The organism is Parasedimentitalea maritima, assembly GCF_005771405.1.
Classification (GTDB): Bacteria; Pseudomonadota; Alphaproteobacteria; order Rhodobacterales; family Rhodobacteraceae; genus Parasedimentitalea; species Parasedimentitalea maritima.
On record NZ_VAUA01000015.1, the window covers coordinates 20,088 to 35,292 of the forward strand.

Consider the following 15,205-nt stretch of genomic DNA (forward strand, 5'->3'; position numbering starts at 1 on the left):
TTGGCACTGGTCTTCAAATGGCAAAGATTGACAATTATTGCCAATCAATATCTTCTTTGCCTATGGAGGATCCAACTATGGCAACAATGAATGTCTCTCTACCGGATGGAATGAAGGCCTGGGTTGAAGCCCAAAGTGAAACTGGACGTTACAGCAATGCCAGCGATTATGTGCGCGATCTGATCCGTCGCGATCAAGAGCGCAAAGACAAAATAGCTGCGATGCAGACGCTCATTGATGAAGGCCTTTCAAGCGGAACAAGCTCTCAATCTAAAGATGAAATCTTCCAAGACGCCCTAGCCCGTGTTCAAGCGCGTTCAGACGGAGCCTAATGCCTTACCACCTGACACGCGCAGCCCAGGAAGACCTGATCAGGATCTCCGTGACTGGGATTGAGAACTTTGGTGTGAGCCAAGCGCGTCGCTATCACGATGCACTGTTCGAGGTCTTCGACCTCCTTTCGGCTAACCCAAAAATGGCACGTGAGCGGCTAGAGTTTACCAAGCCCTGCCGCATTCACAGATTTCACTCACATGTGATCATCTATCAAATCGAAGGGGACGATATCAGGATTATTCGTGTTCGCCATGGCCGCGAAGACTGGCTTTCTGATCCCACCTGAAAATCAGAGGGGATGAGCACCTGGCCAGCACCGGCGTCATCCCTTCTGATTAGCGACAGGCATAAATATAGTTCACGCCCGCAATAACTATCTCCGAATACTCCACCGCTAGATCGCGGGCGATGGCGTCATAATCGATGTAGTTCTGAAACGCTTCGGGCACCTCGCCAAACAGCCCTTCGTCCACAAACTGTTCTGCCAAATCGCGCATACTAGCAATCTCGAAGATTTCCACATCAAACCGGGTGGGGTCTAGGTCAGCTTCAAAGGTGTAACCGCATTCGCCCACGGCAATAATGACGGTTCGTTTTTCCTCGTCATCGCAATTATCAACAGCAGACAGGTACTGCGCAAAATTGACCTGGTTCAGGCCCATTGCCCCGGCTAGATCGTAGTCAATCTCTTCACCGTCAATAAACTGAATTTCGAACTCTTCGACCGGCTCACCGTAGTCGTTGCGTAAGGCAGCTGACTTTACTGCAAATTCCTCTGTTGTCTTAAAATAAAAGCCTGTTGCGCTCAGATCGTAGGGCTGGGCATAAAGCTGTGTCATCTTTCTTTCTCCAATTAAACAAGGGCTTCGCGTGTGAAACCTTGCTTCCGGCGAGGATGGAGATGGGAGGGGGCAAGAAAAATCGACGTTGATGGTGCGGGCGCAACGCAGTGAGCCACGGTCCGCAGCTATTTTACTTGTGGGGAGAAAGAGGCGAAGTCTCTTGGCGTTCCCAATTGCTGGATAAAAGCGCCATCTCGCACACCTATAGGTCCATAAAGACAGCCCTCTGCCAGCCAAAACTCGTGGCCGGGTTTGACAGGTTTGCCTGAACAATTGAATTTCTGAACTTCGGCAACAAAAGATACGAAGGCTAGGAAACTTTCACCGAATTTCAAACCTAAGTCCCGGAACAGATCTTGTCATCAATCATTAAAATTGACCATCCTGTCGAAAACGGCCCGAACCTGCCGTTCGTGCCAAACCCGTCTAACTGCAGCTTCCAGCCCAAAGCGGTCATCATGTCCAACAGGCTAAATGGAAAGACCGGACATTCACCTTCTGACAGACGGGAGACCGCTGTGCGGACGACACCGACCTTGGATTTCCCGACTTCGCTGGCGCGGCATTTTCTCGAACTTGCAGCAGCTTTCATGCAGCTACGCAGCATAGGTCACCAAAGCAGTCATTAGAATTCGAGATTAGCAGATGCGAAATTCGAACCACCTTTTCTCTGCGGCTGTGCCTATGACTGCTTCGGCCTAAGTACTTTCAAACTACGTTTGCAGCATTGACCAGCCATAAAACAGGGTCACACCAAGTGTATAAACCGCAAGAATGACCACATTGACCGGATTTCCAGACAGTTTCGGTGTCTTGATCTGGGATACATTCAATCCCGCAAGGCACAGACCACACACCGCCAGAATGATCGCAAACGTTGAGCGCTCAAAGTATCCCGCAAACATGACGACAAACACAAGAATGATGCTGTTGTTATCAATGGCTAGCCCGGTATATTTAGCATCCCCTGACAACCCGAAGGTGCTGAAATAGCTCAGGCGGATCGCACCAAAGACCAACGTCACGAACACGACGGGCAGAAACACGGTACTAAAATCGGCATAACTCAGGATGAGAATGGCAGGCGTGACGCCGTAGCTGACAATATCGATCAGCAGATCAAGCGTACCGCCGAAGGCCCGATCATCCCCAGTGCGGCCTTTCATTTTGCGTGCAATCAATCCATCGGCCCAATCAAATCCCACGGCCCAAATCATGCCGATCATCGCTGCCGGGTACATCCCAATGATCAAAAAATAGATCGCCAGCAGCGAACACCCCAAGCCCGCAAGCGAGCAGATATTGGGCAGATCTTTGATGTAGGATAGGATCGGTGGGTTCGGCGCGGCAGCGTTTTCGATTGTCATGAGACATCCTTTGAGTTAACAGAACTGACACCTTGTCAACATTTGACAGGCAATCTCTGCTTTCCATTCTGAGTGCATTTGAAACGTGTCGTTTCAAAACATCAATTAACTCTGGGCTTCTGAAAGCCTAGAGATATCTCAGTTTAATTGTTTGAAACAACTGAACAAAATTCACGCACACGCGCATTCAGATGCCCTGTGCTACCACCGATGACGGGTGGGCAAAAGGATAAAGCGAAAATGATCGTCTATACCGTTGGCACGTTCGACCTGCTTCATGTTGGCCACCTGGCATTGTTGAAACACTGTAAATCTTTGGGCGATACCTTGGCCGTTGGAGTAGCCTCTGATGAGGTCGTGAACCTGTACAAACCCAACGTTCCAGTTGTCCCATTGGAACAACGGGTTGAGATGCTTGAAGCCCTTAGTTGCGTCGACATTGTGCGCCCCTATCACGCGCTAGAATACGTTTCGGGCTGCAAAGCTGTCGGTGCCGATATCTTTGTAATTGGCGAAGATTGGGGCACTAATTCCCACAACCTCGATGTTGATTCCTATCTGAAAGAGATGGGCAAAGAAATCGCGCAGGTGCGTTACAACCCGCGCACATCGTCCACAAAAATAAAACAGATGGTTCTGGCACAGTCCCAAGCCAGCAATCGACCGCACTGATACCACCCGCCGGTTTGCGGCCTCTTTTCGGCGTCGACCCCCATTTGTCTCACAAAAGGTGACCCATATGATGGCACTCTACTCCAAGCCTGCGGCGTTCAGCGCGGGTGAGTGTGAGCGTATCATTGCGGCCATCACCGCTGTGCCGTCCAACGATGCGATGCTTGTAGGTCAGACGAAAGACCAGTCAGTGCGCAGAGCAAAACTGGTCTGGGTGGATGACGTCGACGGGCTGGGCTGGGTCATGGACCGCTTAATCGAAATTGTCCGAAAATCCAATGCCGTCCAATTTGATTTTGACCTGCGCGAGTTTGCCGAGAGCCCTCAGGTCGCAAGTTACAAGGCCTCAGACAGCGGACATTTTTCTTGGCACTCCGACATTGGCGATGGCCCCATGGCACGTAAACGCAAGCTCACATTGGTACTACAGCTTAGTTTGCCAAGTTCGTACGAGGGTGGCGATCTAGAGGTTATGCCAAGTGCTCAGGTCTTATCTGCAAACCGCGCTCAAGGGTGTGTCAGCATCTTCCCCAGCTTTGTGCTTCATCAGGTGGTTCCCGTGCAACACGGCGTGCGCCATTCCTTGACACTATGGGCACATGGGCCTGCGTTCAGATGAAACGCCTCACCGGTTGCGTCGCAGTGGCCCGTTAAAAATCGTCGAATTCGGGCACATTTCCAATCCGAACAAGGAACGTCGGCGCACTTATCTCGCCCGAACTTGAATCCTCAACAATCATATAGGCATCTGCACCGGCGCAATCTGGCGATTGGCTCGCACGTTCCGCTCGGCTTTCGGCTTCTTGTGCCGTTGAATACTGGAACTGTTTGTCAATTTTCACACCCGCTGGTGCGCCCTTTGTCCCCTTGGCATCGACATAGGTTTGACAAATGTAATGGGTTTTTGACGTGTCGCCGTTATCGTCTGACATTTGGGCAATCCTTGAAAGAACTTTGGAGGAGAACGTAGTCAGAGCCAATCTGCGGCTCTCAACGCGCGATCGCTCAGAAACCTGAACGTTCGAGATCAACGACCACTATCCTACATGAACTAGAAAGTCCGTCGCAAACTTCATAAAAGAGGCTGCCGAATTCCGAAAGTTCGATCTGGTGCGATGGCCTTTGGGGGGTTCTTCTCCGAGGTGGTCCGCAAGAATGACCGGTTTTCCCGCCCCGCAGCAGCTGCGAGACTCACGCTGACGCAGCAATTTTTGCGCCGCGAGCGCACGTAGCAGGAAAACCAAATTCACACAATGGGCTCGGAGCCGCCGTTCACCGCGACGACCATGCAGGTCTGCAATGCGGACAAAGCGGACTTATGCACTTGTGGCTTTCGCTGACACAGAAACCATTCGCATCTGCGACATGCGTTTTGTTGAGTTGCAACCAATTTCGCCGAATCGGTCCTTTGCCTTGCCAAATGAGGCACCCAGACAAACCGCCAAGCGCCGCGTAATTCGGGAGCCCGAACGAAAGCTATGTAAGGCTATTGAATGCACTCAAACAGAGTTTCGACTAACGGCAATACGTGCGGGTGTGCTGCCCAGTCTTCGGCGGAGTAAAGGAACGCGTAAGACGTCGCAGAGGCCGCAATCGGGAAGACAGGCCGATTAGTCGCCGTGAGGACGGCAGTCGTGTGGGACCTGATCGAAAGGGTATCCGTTGTGACATCGAAGTTGGCGATGGCAATAACGTTTCCTGAGACATCGTGGGACCAGTCGATGCGGGCAGTCGGCGTAATTTCAAGATCGAATGCCGTCAATATGAGATCCCGCATTTCACGAGGACGCAACATCAGCTGGTGCGGTCTAAGGAACACGGCGGCGCGATAGCGATAGATGGTCGTGTGTGTGGTCGTGCTCGTCGAGGGCAGCAGCTCTAAGTCGACCGACCGCCGGAGCGAGACCGACCTTTGCTGACGCCTTCGGGCACTGCCGCGCGCCATGCTGTCGTGCCTTTGCATCTTGCACAGATGCGCTGGCCGAATCCTTCGCTCCAAAACGAAGCTTTACAACCCAAGCAGAACCGCAGCTTCGGCACATCGCCAAGCGCGCGGCTGGGGTGATCCATCAGGATGTCGTCGGCTTTTGCTTGCATCAGATCCTCGCGTTAATTTGGTCCCTGAAAATGCGTTTCGGGCATCATGCGGAAACGGATGAAGTGCGCGGTCGGCACGGCATCCCTTCATTCTCGGCGTCATGAACGTCCGAAGCGTCCCGCGAATCCCCCTGCGCTGTTGCGTTTTCGGTCTCAGCGTCCACGTCATCCATGTCAGTCTGTGCCATCCGCGATCCCGAGTAGAGATGGCGCAAATGCGCCTCGGACACCCCGTCTGCCTGCATGACCAGTTGCACCATTGGATCGGCCAGCATTTCTTCGAGAAAGACCTGTGAGAGGTCCATGCCGGACAGTTTTTCTCTCGCACGGGCACGGTCGAGATCGAGAAGCGACACAGTCAGGCTCCGCGTCAATCCGGGATGGGACAGGCGTGGATGCAGGTGGACCACAACGGAGGCCTTCCAGGCTTCCGGATCCTTGTGATCAGGTGGTGAAGCGAGTTCAGTCTCGATATCATACTCCCCGGCAGGGAGCGTTTCGTCGAAGCCGGCAAGATTGAAAGGCAGGTCAAAAACTGCGATGGTCTTGGCTATTTTTTCGATCATTGCGTTTGATCCTTTCAATTGAGTTGCTGTTTCACGACTTTGAGCAAAGCCAGCCGCTTCCGGAGCTTGCTTCAGGTATTCTTCGGACCCGGAGAATCCGGTTTCGCAGCAGGGTCCGGCGCCTTGACTTGCGGTTCCTTATTCAAGTGTTCCGCAAGTTTAGCTTTCAGTATGGCAGCAGCTCTGGTCATCAGGTCTTTAATAGACATGTTCTTCATCCTTTTGGGGTTTTCCGCTGGAATTTCCGGGCCTCGATCAGGCACGGATTCTCGAATGCGGCTTATCTGTATATGTGTATTGACCGGCCCTTTTACCATGGCGCGGTTTCGGACAAGTCGGCGGGGTATGATCTTCATAGGCCCCGCAGGCGATCATCTGGCCGTCATAGCAAGGTCAAGAAGGGGTGGGTCTCGTGGTCCTTGGCACTTCCATTCATCTTTTGCTTGCCATAAACAACCTTGGCGACATCTAGGGCGCTCATCGCCCGCATAAGGGCGTTGTAGTTCATGCCCATTTTCATCTCGGAGCCAACGGGAACGGCGGATTTGGCTGTGTCGACAACGGTGTGGTCGCTGGTTGCCCCGATAAACGCCATTCCCGATGGAAACTTAAGGCCGCTTGTGTCGGTGTCCTGCTGCCCGACAGCAAGGATCGTTCGGGCACGGAGGTCATCACTCTGTACCAATTTGAGTATTCCAAGCGCCGGAGCAATTGACTTGGTCGACAGCAGGCTTGGTTTGCGGCTTGTTTCGATAACCTCGGCAAAAAGGGTAAAGGCATCCGTATGAAGGCCAGTGATCGGATGCCCTGTCACGGGGTTGGTACCCAGAAGGATCGCCTCACCCAGACGCAGGTTGTTGACCCGCCCGGTTGAAACTTCGCCAAGTGCCCATGGCAAATTGGCCGAGCCACCTCCTGACACAAGAACTACAACGGGTCCGCAGTCGCCTTCGACTTGGTCGGCCAGTCGCGAAAGCATGGCCATGTCACCGGCCGTTGGTGCCACGTCGCTCATGCAGGCAAAATTTGCAGCGATGCCTCTAAGAGCAACACCGGGTGTTGCGATCACCTGAGTTGCGCAGTCGTTTAGGTTCACTGGCAAAATGCCTTCGCGCATATCTCCCATTTCGACCATCAGAATGACATCGTGCGAGTTGCCCTGTTTCTTTGCGGCTGCTCCAAGCTTCAGGATCGTGTCCATCTCTGTGTTGTAGCTCGTGTCACAACACCGGACGACGTCTTCCATCTCGCTCAGCAGCGGCGCGCGGATCATCGAGATCGGGCATTTGATCCCTTCCATCCGCATCCGAACGACGTTCTTGATGCGTGCGTCTGCCAGACTGGCAACGCCACCCTCCACCATGGCCACGGCCACGTCAGGATGCCCGCAGACGGCCTTGGTCACACCGGTGACAGAGATACCACGGGCGCCAAGGCGACGGACGAGACATCGCGCGTTTGACTGGATTTTGCCCAGATCAATTTCCACTCGTGGCGAGGTCATTCCGCGGCCACGAGAGGTACGGGGCGCAGTTGTGGGAAGGTAGCTAGCACCATGTCGGTCAGATACACGTCCGGGCGGGTCAACGCGTCCGTCACCGGGATTCCGAGATCGCGCGAGAGCGTTTCGATTTCCCCACCAACCTCGGCGTCCGTCATCGCCGCGTGATTGAGTGTGACACCAATCACCCGTGTGTCAGCAAAAGCTTCGATGAGGGCGATTTCGCTTTTCGGCTCGGGCATCGGCATGGTGGGAAAGTCGCAGCGATAGGCGCGCTTGGGCGCATGCTGAAGAATGACGGCATGCGGCTGGCTACCGCGAAGAATGAACGCCGACGTGCAGAAGGCCGGATGGCTGAGCGCGCCTTGTCCTTCGATCAGGATGACATCTGGTTCGTCGCCGTGAGAGGCTGCGACAATCACGCGCTCAAGTTCGCCGCAGCAAAACTGCGGTGGCACGGCGTCCATGGCGATCCCGTATTTTGCGCCCTGCATGAGGCCGGTTTGACCCGTGCCCACAAGGACCGTCTTGATCCCACGCGCATTCAGCGCCCTTGCGAGGATCGTCGCCGTCGTTCGCTTGCCGATTGCACAATCCGTTCCCAGCACGGCGATACGGATAGCCTTCACCGTGGAGATGCTTCCGTCAAACAGGCGCATATCCTTGCTGGGCAGGGGCTTGCGTATGTCGCGGATCGTCACATTTGCGGCTTTGGCGGCTGCTTCGAACACGGGATCATCGGATAGGTATTCGTGCAGACCACTGACAATGCTCATGCCGCGTGCGATCGCGTCCAAAAGAACTTTCCGATCTGACGGCGACAGCTTGCCGGTCGACGGCGCCATCCCATAGATCAACGTATCGGGGATACGTGCTTCGCGTGTCACCGCCGCCGCAATGTCATTGAGGATTGGAACGCCATTGTCGACATTGTCCAGCACTTGCCCGCTGTCGCGCCCGGCACATGTGCTGTCAATCACTGAAAGGATGCGGTAGGCTTGGGAATAACGAATAAGTCCGTTTGCCGTCTTGCCGTCGATCCGTCCGAAGTTCGCCTCGCAGTAGACAACTGCGGTTGGTTCACATGCGCTAACAGCATTAGCAGATCGAGATGGATGAATTTTGGGACGGTCATTTGGGGCTTGCTGGCCCGTGATCGAAAGCCGTGTCGTCGGTTTCTCTGCAGTGTTCGATTCCATGTTTTTTTCCTTTTTCACGTGGCTCTGTGCGCTCCGATTGGATGACCCGTTCGGGTTTCTGGATCGCGCTTTCTTCCAGATCGCAGGCGCTAGTCGTTCAGGACGCAACGCCCCTGCGATCGCTGAAAATTCCTGTGGCACTCCCAGCGGTTTCCCGATCTGTCGAGATGCGCATTGTCTGGAAGGTCAATCTCTGTGCAGCGATCTCCAGAGGTTTCAAAACCGCGATTGCATTTCCAGTCCGGGCCATAGCCTGCATCGTCGAAATAGGCATTCTCCGGAACGACAACGGCCTCACAGGTGTCATCGCGTTTGAAGTAACCCCGCTCACATGTCCACGGTTGCCCGTAACTGGCTCCGTTTAGAAAGGCATTCTCTGGAACGGCAATCGCAAGGCATGTGTCGCCATTAATCTCGAATCCCCGGTTGCATTGCCAAGCAGCCCCATAGGTGTTGTCTGCAAGATAGGCATTTGAGGGCAAGTCGATCTCCAGGCAGAGATCATCAACCTTCGTGTACCCACGAAAGCAGCTCCATTTCTTTCCCGACGGGTCGAGATATCCGCCATCGGGCACGACGACCTCAAGACATGTCGCGTCATTGACCTCCTGGAACCCGTGCAGACACTCCCAGCCCGAACCATAGGTTCGATTTGTCGCATAGGCGTTTTCCGGAACGATGATGGCAAGGCAGGTATCGGTGTCACGCCGGTACCCTCGATCACACTCCCATCCGTCACCATAGCTTTTGGGCTGCGCATTCGCGGGAGTCAAGGCAGACTGAGATTGGGCGTAAGATGGCGTTCCAATCGCGATGAGCGCGACGAGAGCGAGTGCAAGGAGTTCAGTGAAAGATACCGCGGCAAGCACGCCTGCGATGCCCTTTGACGAAACGTGGGACGGTTTGAGGCCATTACGATGCATCAAGGTCGAGACCTTCGATGCATGCCTGCGCCAGATCGCGGTTCGGGCCATCTGATCCGGGCATCGTCGCCCAGCCTGTTTCCATGACAGCGTCGCGCCGCTTGAATGACGATGCCTCGCGGATTGTGGACAGCTTTGCAATGCGTTCATTGTCGGTTCGGGACATGTCGATACAGAAGGGCACGAGCGCAGCGATAACGCTGTCCTCCGCCATCTCGCCTGCCATCTTCTCAGCGCTGCTTCCGGTCACCCATCCTCCCCATGAGAATCCAACGATGCCGACAAACGCCGCGCCAATCAGTGCGCCGTAAATACCGGGTTTCAGCCATTCAGGTGTGGTCATGTCGTGTCCTCCTGCGGGGAAAGCGCCGCGCCGCTGTTATTTGTGGTTTCAGAGAAGGCCCGATCACTTGCAATGGCGTGCTCCAGATCCTCCTGTGTGATCACTTGCATTGTCGTTCGACCCGCATTGCTCCCTCGCCCCCGGACCATCAAGTATGTCGCGGTACGCCGGTATGCCTCGAAGCTGAGGCCTTGTAGAAGCTCTTCCTCGACAAGGATTTCATATGTGCCGGATGGAAGCTCCCGCGGGCTGCCGCCAATCATGAAGTCGTTGAAAAACGTCACCATTGATCTGGTCGAACGCGTGAGCATCCCAAGCCTCCATTGAATTGATTGTTGAACTTTCCGCAGCCGCGATTGTGGCCCGCGTCGAAAGGAACGCCTCGTCGCAGCAAGGTAGTCGAATGCACACTATCCGAACCTTCGGGGTGCGATGCTGATCGAGGTTAGCCCCCGTCGGCTTCTTTGCTGTCAGATTGAGAGACAAAGCCGTTCCGGGGCTTCAGACCCTTGCGCCAAGGTCACTGTTTCAGTTTCACGCCGAAAGGAAACCCATGTCCGCCTCAGACGCCCTTCATCCGGATGGCAGCGACTACGATGCCTTCCTCTTTGCGGAATTGGTCGAGGACAGAACCGGCGCGGCGGTTACAGTCTTGTCAGCGCTTGCACGCCTTGACCTCGAGCCATGGACCGAGGCGCGTGCGCTTTCACGTCTGGGCCGTGAGGACGCGCAAGTAAGACTGACGACGCATTTTAAAGGGATTACCGGCACTCCGACGCTGGCGCTGGCAAGCGAGGGCAGAGCGGCAAAGCTGGTTTCATTGCTGCCTAAGCGCGCGCCGCTTCGCGTTTCGAATTCACGCGAAGTAGGCACCAGCAATTTTCCCAAACCATCAATCTCCTAGACAAAGATGGCCCTAGTTATCGTTGTGGTTCTGGCGTGGATCCTCCATCTGGCTCAGACTGGCTAACTTGCGTCAGTGCGGAGACGCAGGGAAACCGAATAGGTGGCCGTGTCCACCGCAAGTCATGGTGGCATTTTCCGAGTAGCTCAGAGGCGCGGGACACATGCAGTCCCTCAAAAGAATTGCATACATTTTGCGCCTCTTGTTTCTCGGACCGTCCAGGAAAGGACATTCCCATGAATGAAGAAGACCAAACCGCAGAAAACCAGACCGTGAAACACATGGCCTCCGTCAAGGCTGCCTGGGACAATGCACCCGAAGGCCCCAAGAAAGCCACCGCTCTCAAGCATTATCAAGCCGCCGAGAAGGCGCATGAAGCCGAAAACGACGAAGAGGCATACAACGAGCTCAAGCAGGCAAGCCGCGCGTTGGTGTGAAGTCGGCAAACCTGTGAAAAGACTGGAGGGCCGCCCAATGCCATACTGCGGGCGGCTGTTTCACGGCAAAAGAGGCCGCGACTGATCGAGATAGGCCGGATCGAAATCCGCCAATGCAACCAGCCCCTCGTAGTCATCGAAGGTTACTTGCCCGCCCTGAAACGTGACGAGCCCGCGTTCACGGAGCTTACGAAGGACGCGGTTGACGTGGATGGCACTTAACCCCAGCGCATCTGCCAGATGATACTGTGTGAGCGGACAGGCAAAGCCCTGTCGGCTTCCCATACCGACGAGTGACAGTCTCACGCCAAGCTCCAGCAGGAAATGCGCCATGCGCGCATCCGCATCGCGCCGCCCCAGCCCAACAAGATGTTCGACAACCATCGCCTCGTCGCGTGACACCGCCCAGAAAATGGCCGTTGCCAGCCGCGGCGTCTCTGCGAAGGCTTGCAGAAGATCGCTCTGCAGCACCTCCGCGGCTTCGATATCGACAATCGGTTCGATCCCATGATCGGATGTGTGCAAAAGGACGCTGCGCAGCCCCAAAAAATCCCCTGGTATCTGGAAATCAACGATCTGCCGCGAACCGTCAGGCTGGATCTTGTAAGATACAACCCAGCCCGTCGCCAGAATGTAAGCCGCCTGTTCGGATTGGCCTTGGTGAACCAAATCGCGCCCTACGGCAAAAGATTTCCTCCGCTGGTGCAAGCGCTCAAGAACGGTCAGTTCTGTCTCTGAGAGTGCAACGAACGCAGAGAGCTTTTGGGTCAGTGGACTGGCTTCAATGTTCATCATCGGTCCCTCCCGAACCAGCGCATGCTCCAAGAACTAATCTATTTCCGGACTGCTTTCGATCAGTAAAGAATGCCGGACAATCTGCGATGTTGGTCAACATTATCACGACCTCGCCCGATCGCGAGTCAACAAATGAAGGGGATTGCTCCCGATGTCAGACCAACAAGACCCTGCAGGCCTCGCTGCCCTCTCGATTTGCGAGGCTCTCTTGCTGTCGCTGCAAGATCGCAATCTGTTGCCGGAACGCGAGATCGTAGGAATTCTTCGCGATGCAGCAGCACACCACGAGAATGCCCAAGGCTCGGAAGCCGAGCAAAAAGTGGATGCTGCAACCGCCAAATTGATCAATGAGATCATCATTGGCGACAACCTATCGCAGCGCACGTAGCGCCAGTCCTCGTAAGCTGGATATGAGTGAAGCCAACATGCTCAGCCGCGTCTATCAACCGGTTTACGGATCGGTTGCTTCGGATTTTGGCTCAGAGTTTCGCTCGGTTGCGGCTTGTGACTTCGGGTCTTTTTCTTGCGACGCCTTTTTGTCGGCGACCTCTTTCTTCGCCAAGTCGTTGAATGACATTCTGGCTTTCCTTTTCTGGCTGCCAAGGAATCCAGCATCCTGCCTGATTAATGCAACAATCCCTTCCCAATTGCTCGATAAAGGCGTCATCTGGCACAACTATAGGTCCTTCAAAACAACCCCGCCTGCCGAAACTAGCGGTCGGCTTTGACAGACTGGCCTGAACAACAAAGTTTCTGGACCCAGGCAGCAAAAAAATGAAGGCTAGAAGACTTTCGCAGCGGTTAGCATGAACAACGGCTATGCGCAGAAAGTGACCTCGGCAAAGTGTAGATTCAGGCTTTGGTTTCAAAGGGTTGCCGAAGCACATGCTCGGAATAGCCTGGATGGTTGGCTGTATGCCCTTGAGAACGACAGATGGCCAATATTCGTAGGAAGCGTAATTTGCAAAGTGCCACCATCGGTCCTTTTGAGACACTCGATTATCATTTCGACGTTGTCGTGTAGCTTCACAAAATTGGTCGTTCGCGCGGGGTTCTGCATTGATCGTACACGATAAAAGCTGTCGAACCGAGCTAGCCCCTTCCGTTGGATCAGAAATCCAATGACGGATTTCGGGAGGGGATCACATTAGCAGAGTGACTCAACCAAGCAGGTCCAACGGTCGCCGATGCTTTTCCAAGAGAAACGCGAAGCGGTTGCATGGCGCCGACATTGGGCCGCGTAGTTTTCCAGTGCATGTTTGTCGTGGTAAAGCGCTTCCAGTGCCTCGGTCACGGCATGTTCTGACACAAGGTGCCAGTCCGCCACTTGACCAATCGCCGTTGTCGTCAGGCATGGCTCTACAATTTTTGCGACGCCGCCCCAAAGTTCTTTTTGCGTCTCGGTTCCGGGTACGATCTGGGCTGCACCGGCAGCCGCATGCTCAAATGATACAAGTCCCCAACCTTCGGCAGCGCTGGTGTTCAAACCAACGTCGCAGGCATTATACATCAGATTAAGCTGTTTTTCCGACAAGCTGGGTAATGCATTTTCAGTCGATGACATTATTAAGCGATCTGTAATTCCAAAGCGCTTTGCGAGCTCAACGACGTTCCAGCCAAAGTCAATCTTGGCCATATGGAGGTACAACATCACGTTTGGTTTCTTGTCCCGCGCAAAATTGGCAAAGGCGCGCATGGTCACATCAATGCGCTTTCTCGGTTGATTGCGATTGCCGTTGAATACGACAAACGAGTCCTGAAACTTTGGGTCCGTCGGAAACAACTGTGCCTTTGCGGCTTTTCGGCTTGCCGCTGGGTCGTCAGGTATCAACAAACCAAATGCACCAGTGTCGACACCATGTGGAATGACATCCAATGCTGGGAGCGTAACGTCAGCCGTGTCAAACAGATCTATAAAGGCTTTTCGGCCAAATTCTGTATATGCGACAAGTGATCGAAGTTTGCTGAGACCATCGGCAGCGCTAAGCGGTAGTGGAGCGCCGTCAACCGGGCAATAGCCGATAATTGCACCGGTGAAGCCAGCGGTATCCAGATGAGCAGCAACCTCGGCAACGACCCATGGATCATTCAGCAGTATGATGGCAGCCGGCATCAGCTGAGTGGCCAGTGAAGATACGCGCTCCTTTAGTTCGACCTCTGTGGCTGATGCTGGGTAAATCGGCCAGCTATGTGGGTGCGGCGCGCCAGAATAGTTGATACCTATTTGGTGCAGCCGAAAACTCGCGCTGGTTTGGTGCGATAATCCCTTTAATATCTCTTCTCCAACCCGCGAGAACCCTGTGGGCACACCGGCATCAGACATGAGAAGGACGGTTTTTAGTGCCGTTTCCTTGCCGATCTTCGAGGGAGGGGTGATGCGGATCTGCTTTGGGTTTCTTTGTGTTAGGTCCTTCAGCCGAGCTTTGATTTCGCGGTAGTCGTCACTTGATCGCAATGCCAGAATACGGTCGCGTTCTTCGCAAAACGCATCCGTGATATATGACACTCTTTCGCCAACCGCATCAGATACGCCGTCTTCACTAAAAATAACCTCGTCATAATCCAGTGTGACTGCGTCCTTGATGCCTTCAAGTTTGGATTGTGCAGCGGGCAGAATTTCCAGAACTTCATCGCCTAAGTATGGCAATTGCTGCAACATGTGAAAGGCGATGTCATCAAGTGGTCGTCTCAGGTGCAGAACTCTCATCGGATGATCGGCGAGATAGTCCGCGACAACAAACGGCTGCACGGCATCTTTGTATATGTGCCCTTCGCGGTTTAGTGCGTCATCAAGGAAATTTCTGGCCGCGCTAAATGCGTCTGGATCGTTATCACGGGTTAAAAATCGTCCGGCATCAAAGGCCGGGGAGAATTTGAACCTTTGGGTGTTGAGAATCTGCCCATCGCTGACCCACGTCGGTCCTTGTAACGACAGTGCCTTTTGTACAGCCCTATATATTATGCCGGTCAGGGACTTTGGTAGGCCGACAATAAACAGCGAGTTCAATTTTTTGATGTGAAAACTGCTAGCGCGATAGTAGCGTCAGACGAAAATGGTGTGGTTTGCATACTGCCAGATGGGAATACGGTGGCTGTGTATGTCGGGTAGCCGGAAACCGGAACACTGACATCGCCTGATGGGTTTTGCCCTTGTTGCCAACCGCTGACGGGATAGGCAATGTTGGCCCATTTTCGGCCAGAGGGCGCAACCTCGACTACGGAG

General features: G+C 54.1%; 21 protein-coding genes. 7 read left to right on the plus strand and 14 right to left on the minus strand.

Annotated features, from left to right (window positions below):
* Nucleotides 1-17 precede the first annotated feature (17 nt).
* Together FEE96_RS22415 and FEE96_RS22420 are read left to right on the plus strand one after the other, a co-directional pair.
* Nucleotides 18-332, plus strand: coding sequence for a type II toxin-antitoxin system ParD family antitoxin (locus tag FEE96_RS22415; protein WP_342770992.1), 315 nt, complete (start codon nucleotides 18-20; stop codon nucleotides 330-332).
* Nucleotides 332-622, plus strand: a complete 291-nt coding sequence (locus tag FEE96_RS22420) for a type II toxin-antitoxin system RelE/ParE family toxin (RefSeq protein ID WP_138165363.1) — start codon at nucleotides 332-334, stop codon at nucleotides 620-622. The genes FEE96_RS22415 and FEE96_RS22420 overlap by 1 nt, the downstream gene beginning before the upstream one ends.
* A 49-nt stretch (nucleotides 623-671) precedes the next feature.
* On the opposite strand, the gene FEE96_RS22425 is transcribed toward FEE96_RS22420, so the two are convergent.
* Together FEE96_RS22425 and FEE96_RS22430 are read right to left on the minus strand one after the other, a co-directional pair.
* Complete coding sequence (locus tag FEE96_RS22425) at nucleotides 672-1,175, minus strand: antirestriction protein ArdA (protein ID WP_138165364.1); 504 nt, start codon at nucleotides 1,173-1,175, stop codon at nucleotides 672-674.
* A gap of 716 nt (nucleotides 1,176-1,891) precedes the next feature.
* Nucleotides 1,892-2,545, minus strand: coding sequence for a CDP-alcohol phosphatidyltransferase family protein (locus tag FEE96_RS22430; protein ID WP_138165365.1), 654 nt, complete (start codon nucleotides 2,543-2,545; stop codon nucleotides 1,892-1,894).
* Between the two features lie 240 nt (nucleotides 2,546-2,785).
* Between FEE96_RS22430 and FEE96_RS22435 the strand changes: the two genes are divergently transcribed.
* Together FEE96_RS22435 and FEE96_RS22440 are read left to right on the plus strand one after the other, a co-directional pair.
* On the plus strand, nucleotides 2,786-3,217 hold the full coding sequence (locus tag FEE96_RS22435) for an FAD synthase family protein (RefSeq protein ID WP_138165366.1): 432 nt from the start codon (nucleotides 2,786-2,788) through the stop codon (nucleotides 3,215-3,217).
* A gap of 67 nt (nucleotides 3,218-3,284) precedes the next feature.
* Nucleotides 3,285-3,836 carry a 2OG-Fe(II) oxygenase gene (locus tag FEE96_RS22440; protein WP_138165367.1) on the plus strand — a complete coding sequence of 184 codons (552 nt, stop codon included), beginning with the start codon at nucleotides 3,285-3,287 and terminating at the stop codon, nucleotides 3,834-3,836.
* Between the two features lie 31 nt (nucleotides 3,837-3,867).
* Here the strand turns inward: FEE96_RS22440 and FEE96_RS22445 are convergent, their stop codons facing one another.
* The 9 genes from FEE96_RS22445 to FEE96_RS22480 all read right to left on the minus strand — a co-directional run bounded on the left by FEE96_RS22445 (nucleotide 3,868) and on the right by FEE96_RS22480 (nucleotide 10,157).
* A complete protein-coding gene (locus FEE96_RS22445; RefSeq protein WP_138165368.1) occupies nucleotides 3,868-4,149 on the minus strand; it encodes a hypothetical protein in 282 nt (93 codons plus the stop codon).
* Nucleotides 4,150-4,703: 554 nt separating this feature from the next.
* Nucleotides 4,704-5,180, minus strand: a complete 477-nt coding sequence (locus tag FEE96_RS24185) for a transglutaminase N-terminal domain-containing protein (RefSeq protein ID WP_425467356.1) — start codon at nucleotides 5,178-5,180, stop codon at nucleotides 4,704-4,706.
* Nucleotides 5,096-5,314, minus strand: coding sequence for a hypothetical protein (locus FEE96_RS23625; RefSeq protein WP_171021791.1), 219 nt, complete (start codon nucleotides 5,312-5,314; stop codon nucleotides 5,096-5,098). Before FEE96_RS23625 ends, FEE96_RS24185 begins: the two co-directional genes overlap by 85 nt.
* A gap of 44 nt (nucleotides 5,315-5,358) precedes the next feature.
* Entirely contained in the window at nucleotides 5,359-5,880 is a 522-nt protein-coding gene (locus FEE96_RS22455; protein WP_138165370.1) for a hypothetical protein, read from the minus strand.
* A gap of 382 nt (nucleotides 5,881-6,262) precedes the next feature.
* A complete protein-coding gene (locus FEE96_RS22460; protein WP_138165371.1) occupies nucleotides 6,263-7,384 on the minus strand; it encodes an alanine/ornithine racemase family PLP-dependent enzyme in 1,122 nt (373 codons plus the stop codon).
* Complete coding sequence (locus FEE96_RS22465) at nucleotides 7,381-8,580, minus strand: N-acetyltransferase DgcN family protein (RefSeq protein WP_138165372.1); 1,200 nt, start codon at nucleotides 8,578-8,580, stop codon at nucleotides 7,381-7,383. Before FEE96_RS22465 ends, FEE96_RS22460 begins: the two co-directional genes overlap by 4 nt.
* Nucleotides 8,581-8,669: 89 nt before the next feature.
* A complete protein-coding gene (locus tag FEE96_RS22470; RefSeq protein WP_138165373.1) occupies nucleotides 8,670-9,503 on the minus strand; it encodes a hypothetical protein in 834 nt (277 codons plus the stop codon).
* On the minus strand, nucleotides 9,493-9,846 hold the full coding sequence (locus tag FEE96_RS22475; RefSeq protein ID WP_138165374.1) for a hypothetical protein: 354 nt from the start codon (nucleotides 9,844-9,846) through the stop codon (nucleotides 9,493-9,495). Before FEE96_RS22475 ends, FEE96_RS22470 begins: the two co-directional genes overlap by 11 nt.
* Nucleotides 9,843-10,157: a hypothetical protein gene (locus FEE96_RS22480; protein WP_138165375.1), complete on the minus strand. Its 315-nt coding sequence runs from the start codon at nucleotides 10,155-10,157 to the stop codon at nucleotides 9,843-9,845. Before FEE96_RS22480 ends, FEE96_RS22475 begins: the two co-directional genes overlap by 4 nt.
* Before the next feature lie 242 nt (nucleotides 10,158-10,399).
* On the opposite strand from FEE96_RS22480, the gene FEE96_RS22485 reads away from it, so the two are divergent.
* Complete coding sequence (locus FEE96_RS22485; RefSeq protein ID WP_138165376.1) at nucleotides 10,400-10,750, plus strand: hypothetical protein; 351 nt, start codon at nucleotides 10,400-10,402, stop codon at nucleotides 10,748-10,750.
* 236 nt (nucleotides 10,751-10,986) lie between these two features.
* Nucleotides 10,987-11,187 (plus strand): hypothetical protein, encoded by a 201-nt coding sequence (locus tag FEE96_RS22490; protein WP_138165377.1) that lies wholly within the window; start codon nucleotides 10,987-10,989, stop codon nucleotides 11,185-11,187.
* Nucleotides 11,188-11,247: 60 nt separating this feature from the next.
* Here the strand turns inward: FEE96_RS22490 and FEE96_RS22495 are convergent, their stop codons facing one another.
* Nucleotides 11,248-11,982, minus strand: a complete 735-nt coding sequence (locus FEE96_RS22495) for a Crp/Fnr family transcriptional regulator (RefSeq protein ID WP_138165378.1) — start codon at nucleotides 11,980-11,982, stop codon at nucleotides 11,248-11,250.
* Between the two features lie 151 nt (nucleotides 11,983-12,133).
* On the opposite strand from FEE96_RS22495, the gene FEE96_RS22500 reads away from it, so the two are divergent.
* Complete coding sequence (locus tag FEE96_RS22500; protein ID WP_138165379.1) at nucleotides 12,134-12,370, plus strand: hypothetical protein; 237 nt, start codon at nucleotides 12,134-12,136, stop codon at nucleotides 12,368-12,370.
* 63 nt (nucleotides 12,371-12,433) lie between these two features.
* On the opposite strand, the gene FEE96_RS24025 is transcribed toward FEE96_RS22500, so the two are convergent.
* Together FEE96_RS24025 and FEE96_RS22505 are read right to left on the minus strand one after the other, a co-directional pair.
* Entirely contained in the window at nucleotides 12,434-12,559 is a 126-nt protein-coding gene (locus tag FEE96_RS24025; protein WP_281278376.1) for a hypothetical protein, read from the minus strand.
* Between the two features lie 570 nt (nucleotides 12,560-13,129).
* A complete protein-coding gene (locus FEE96_RS22505) occupies nucleotides 13,130-14,989 on the minus strand; it encodes a glycosyltransferase family protein (RefSeq protein WP_138165380.1) in 1,860 nt (619 codons plus the stop codon).
* Nucleotides 14,990-15,205 lie beyond the last annotated feature (216 nt).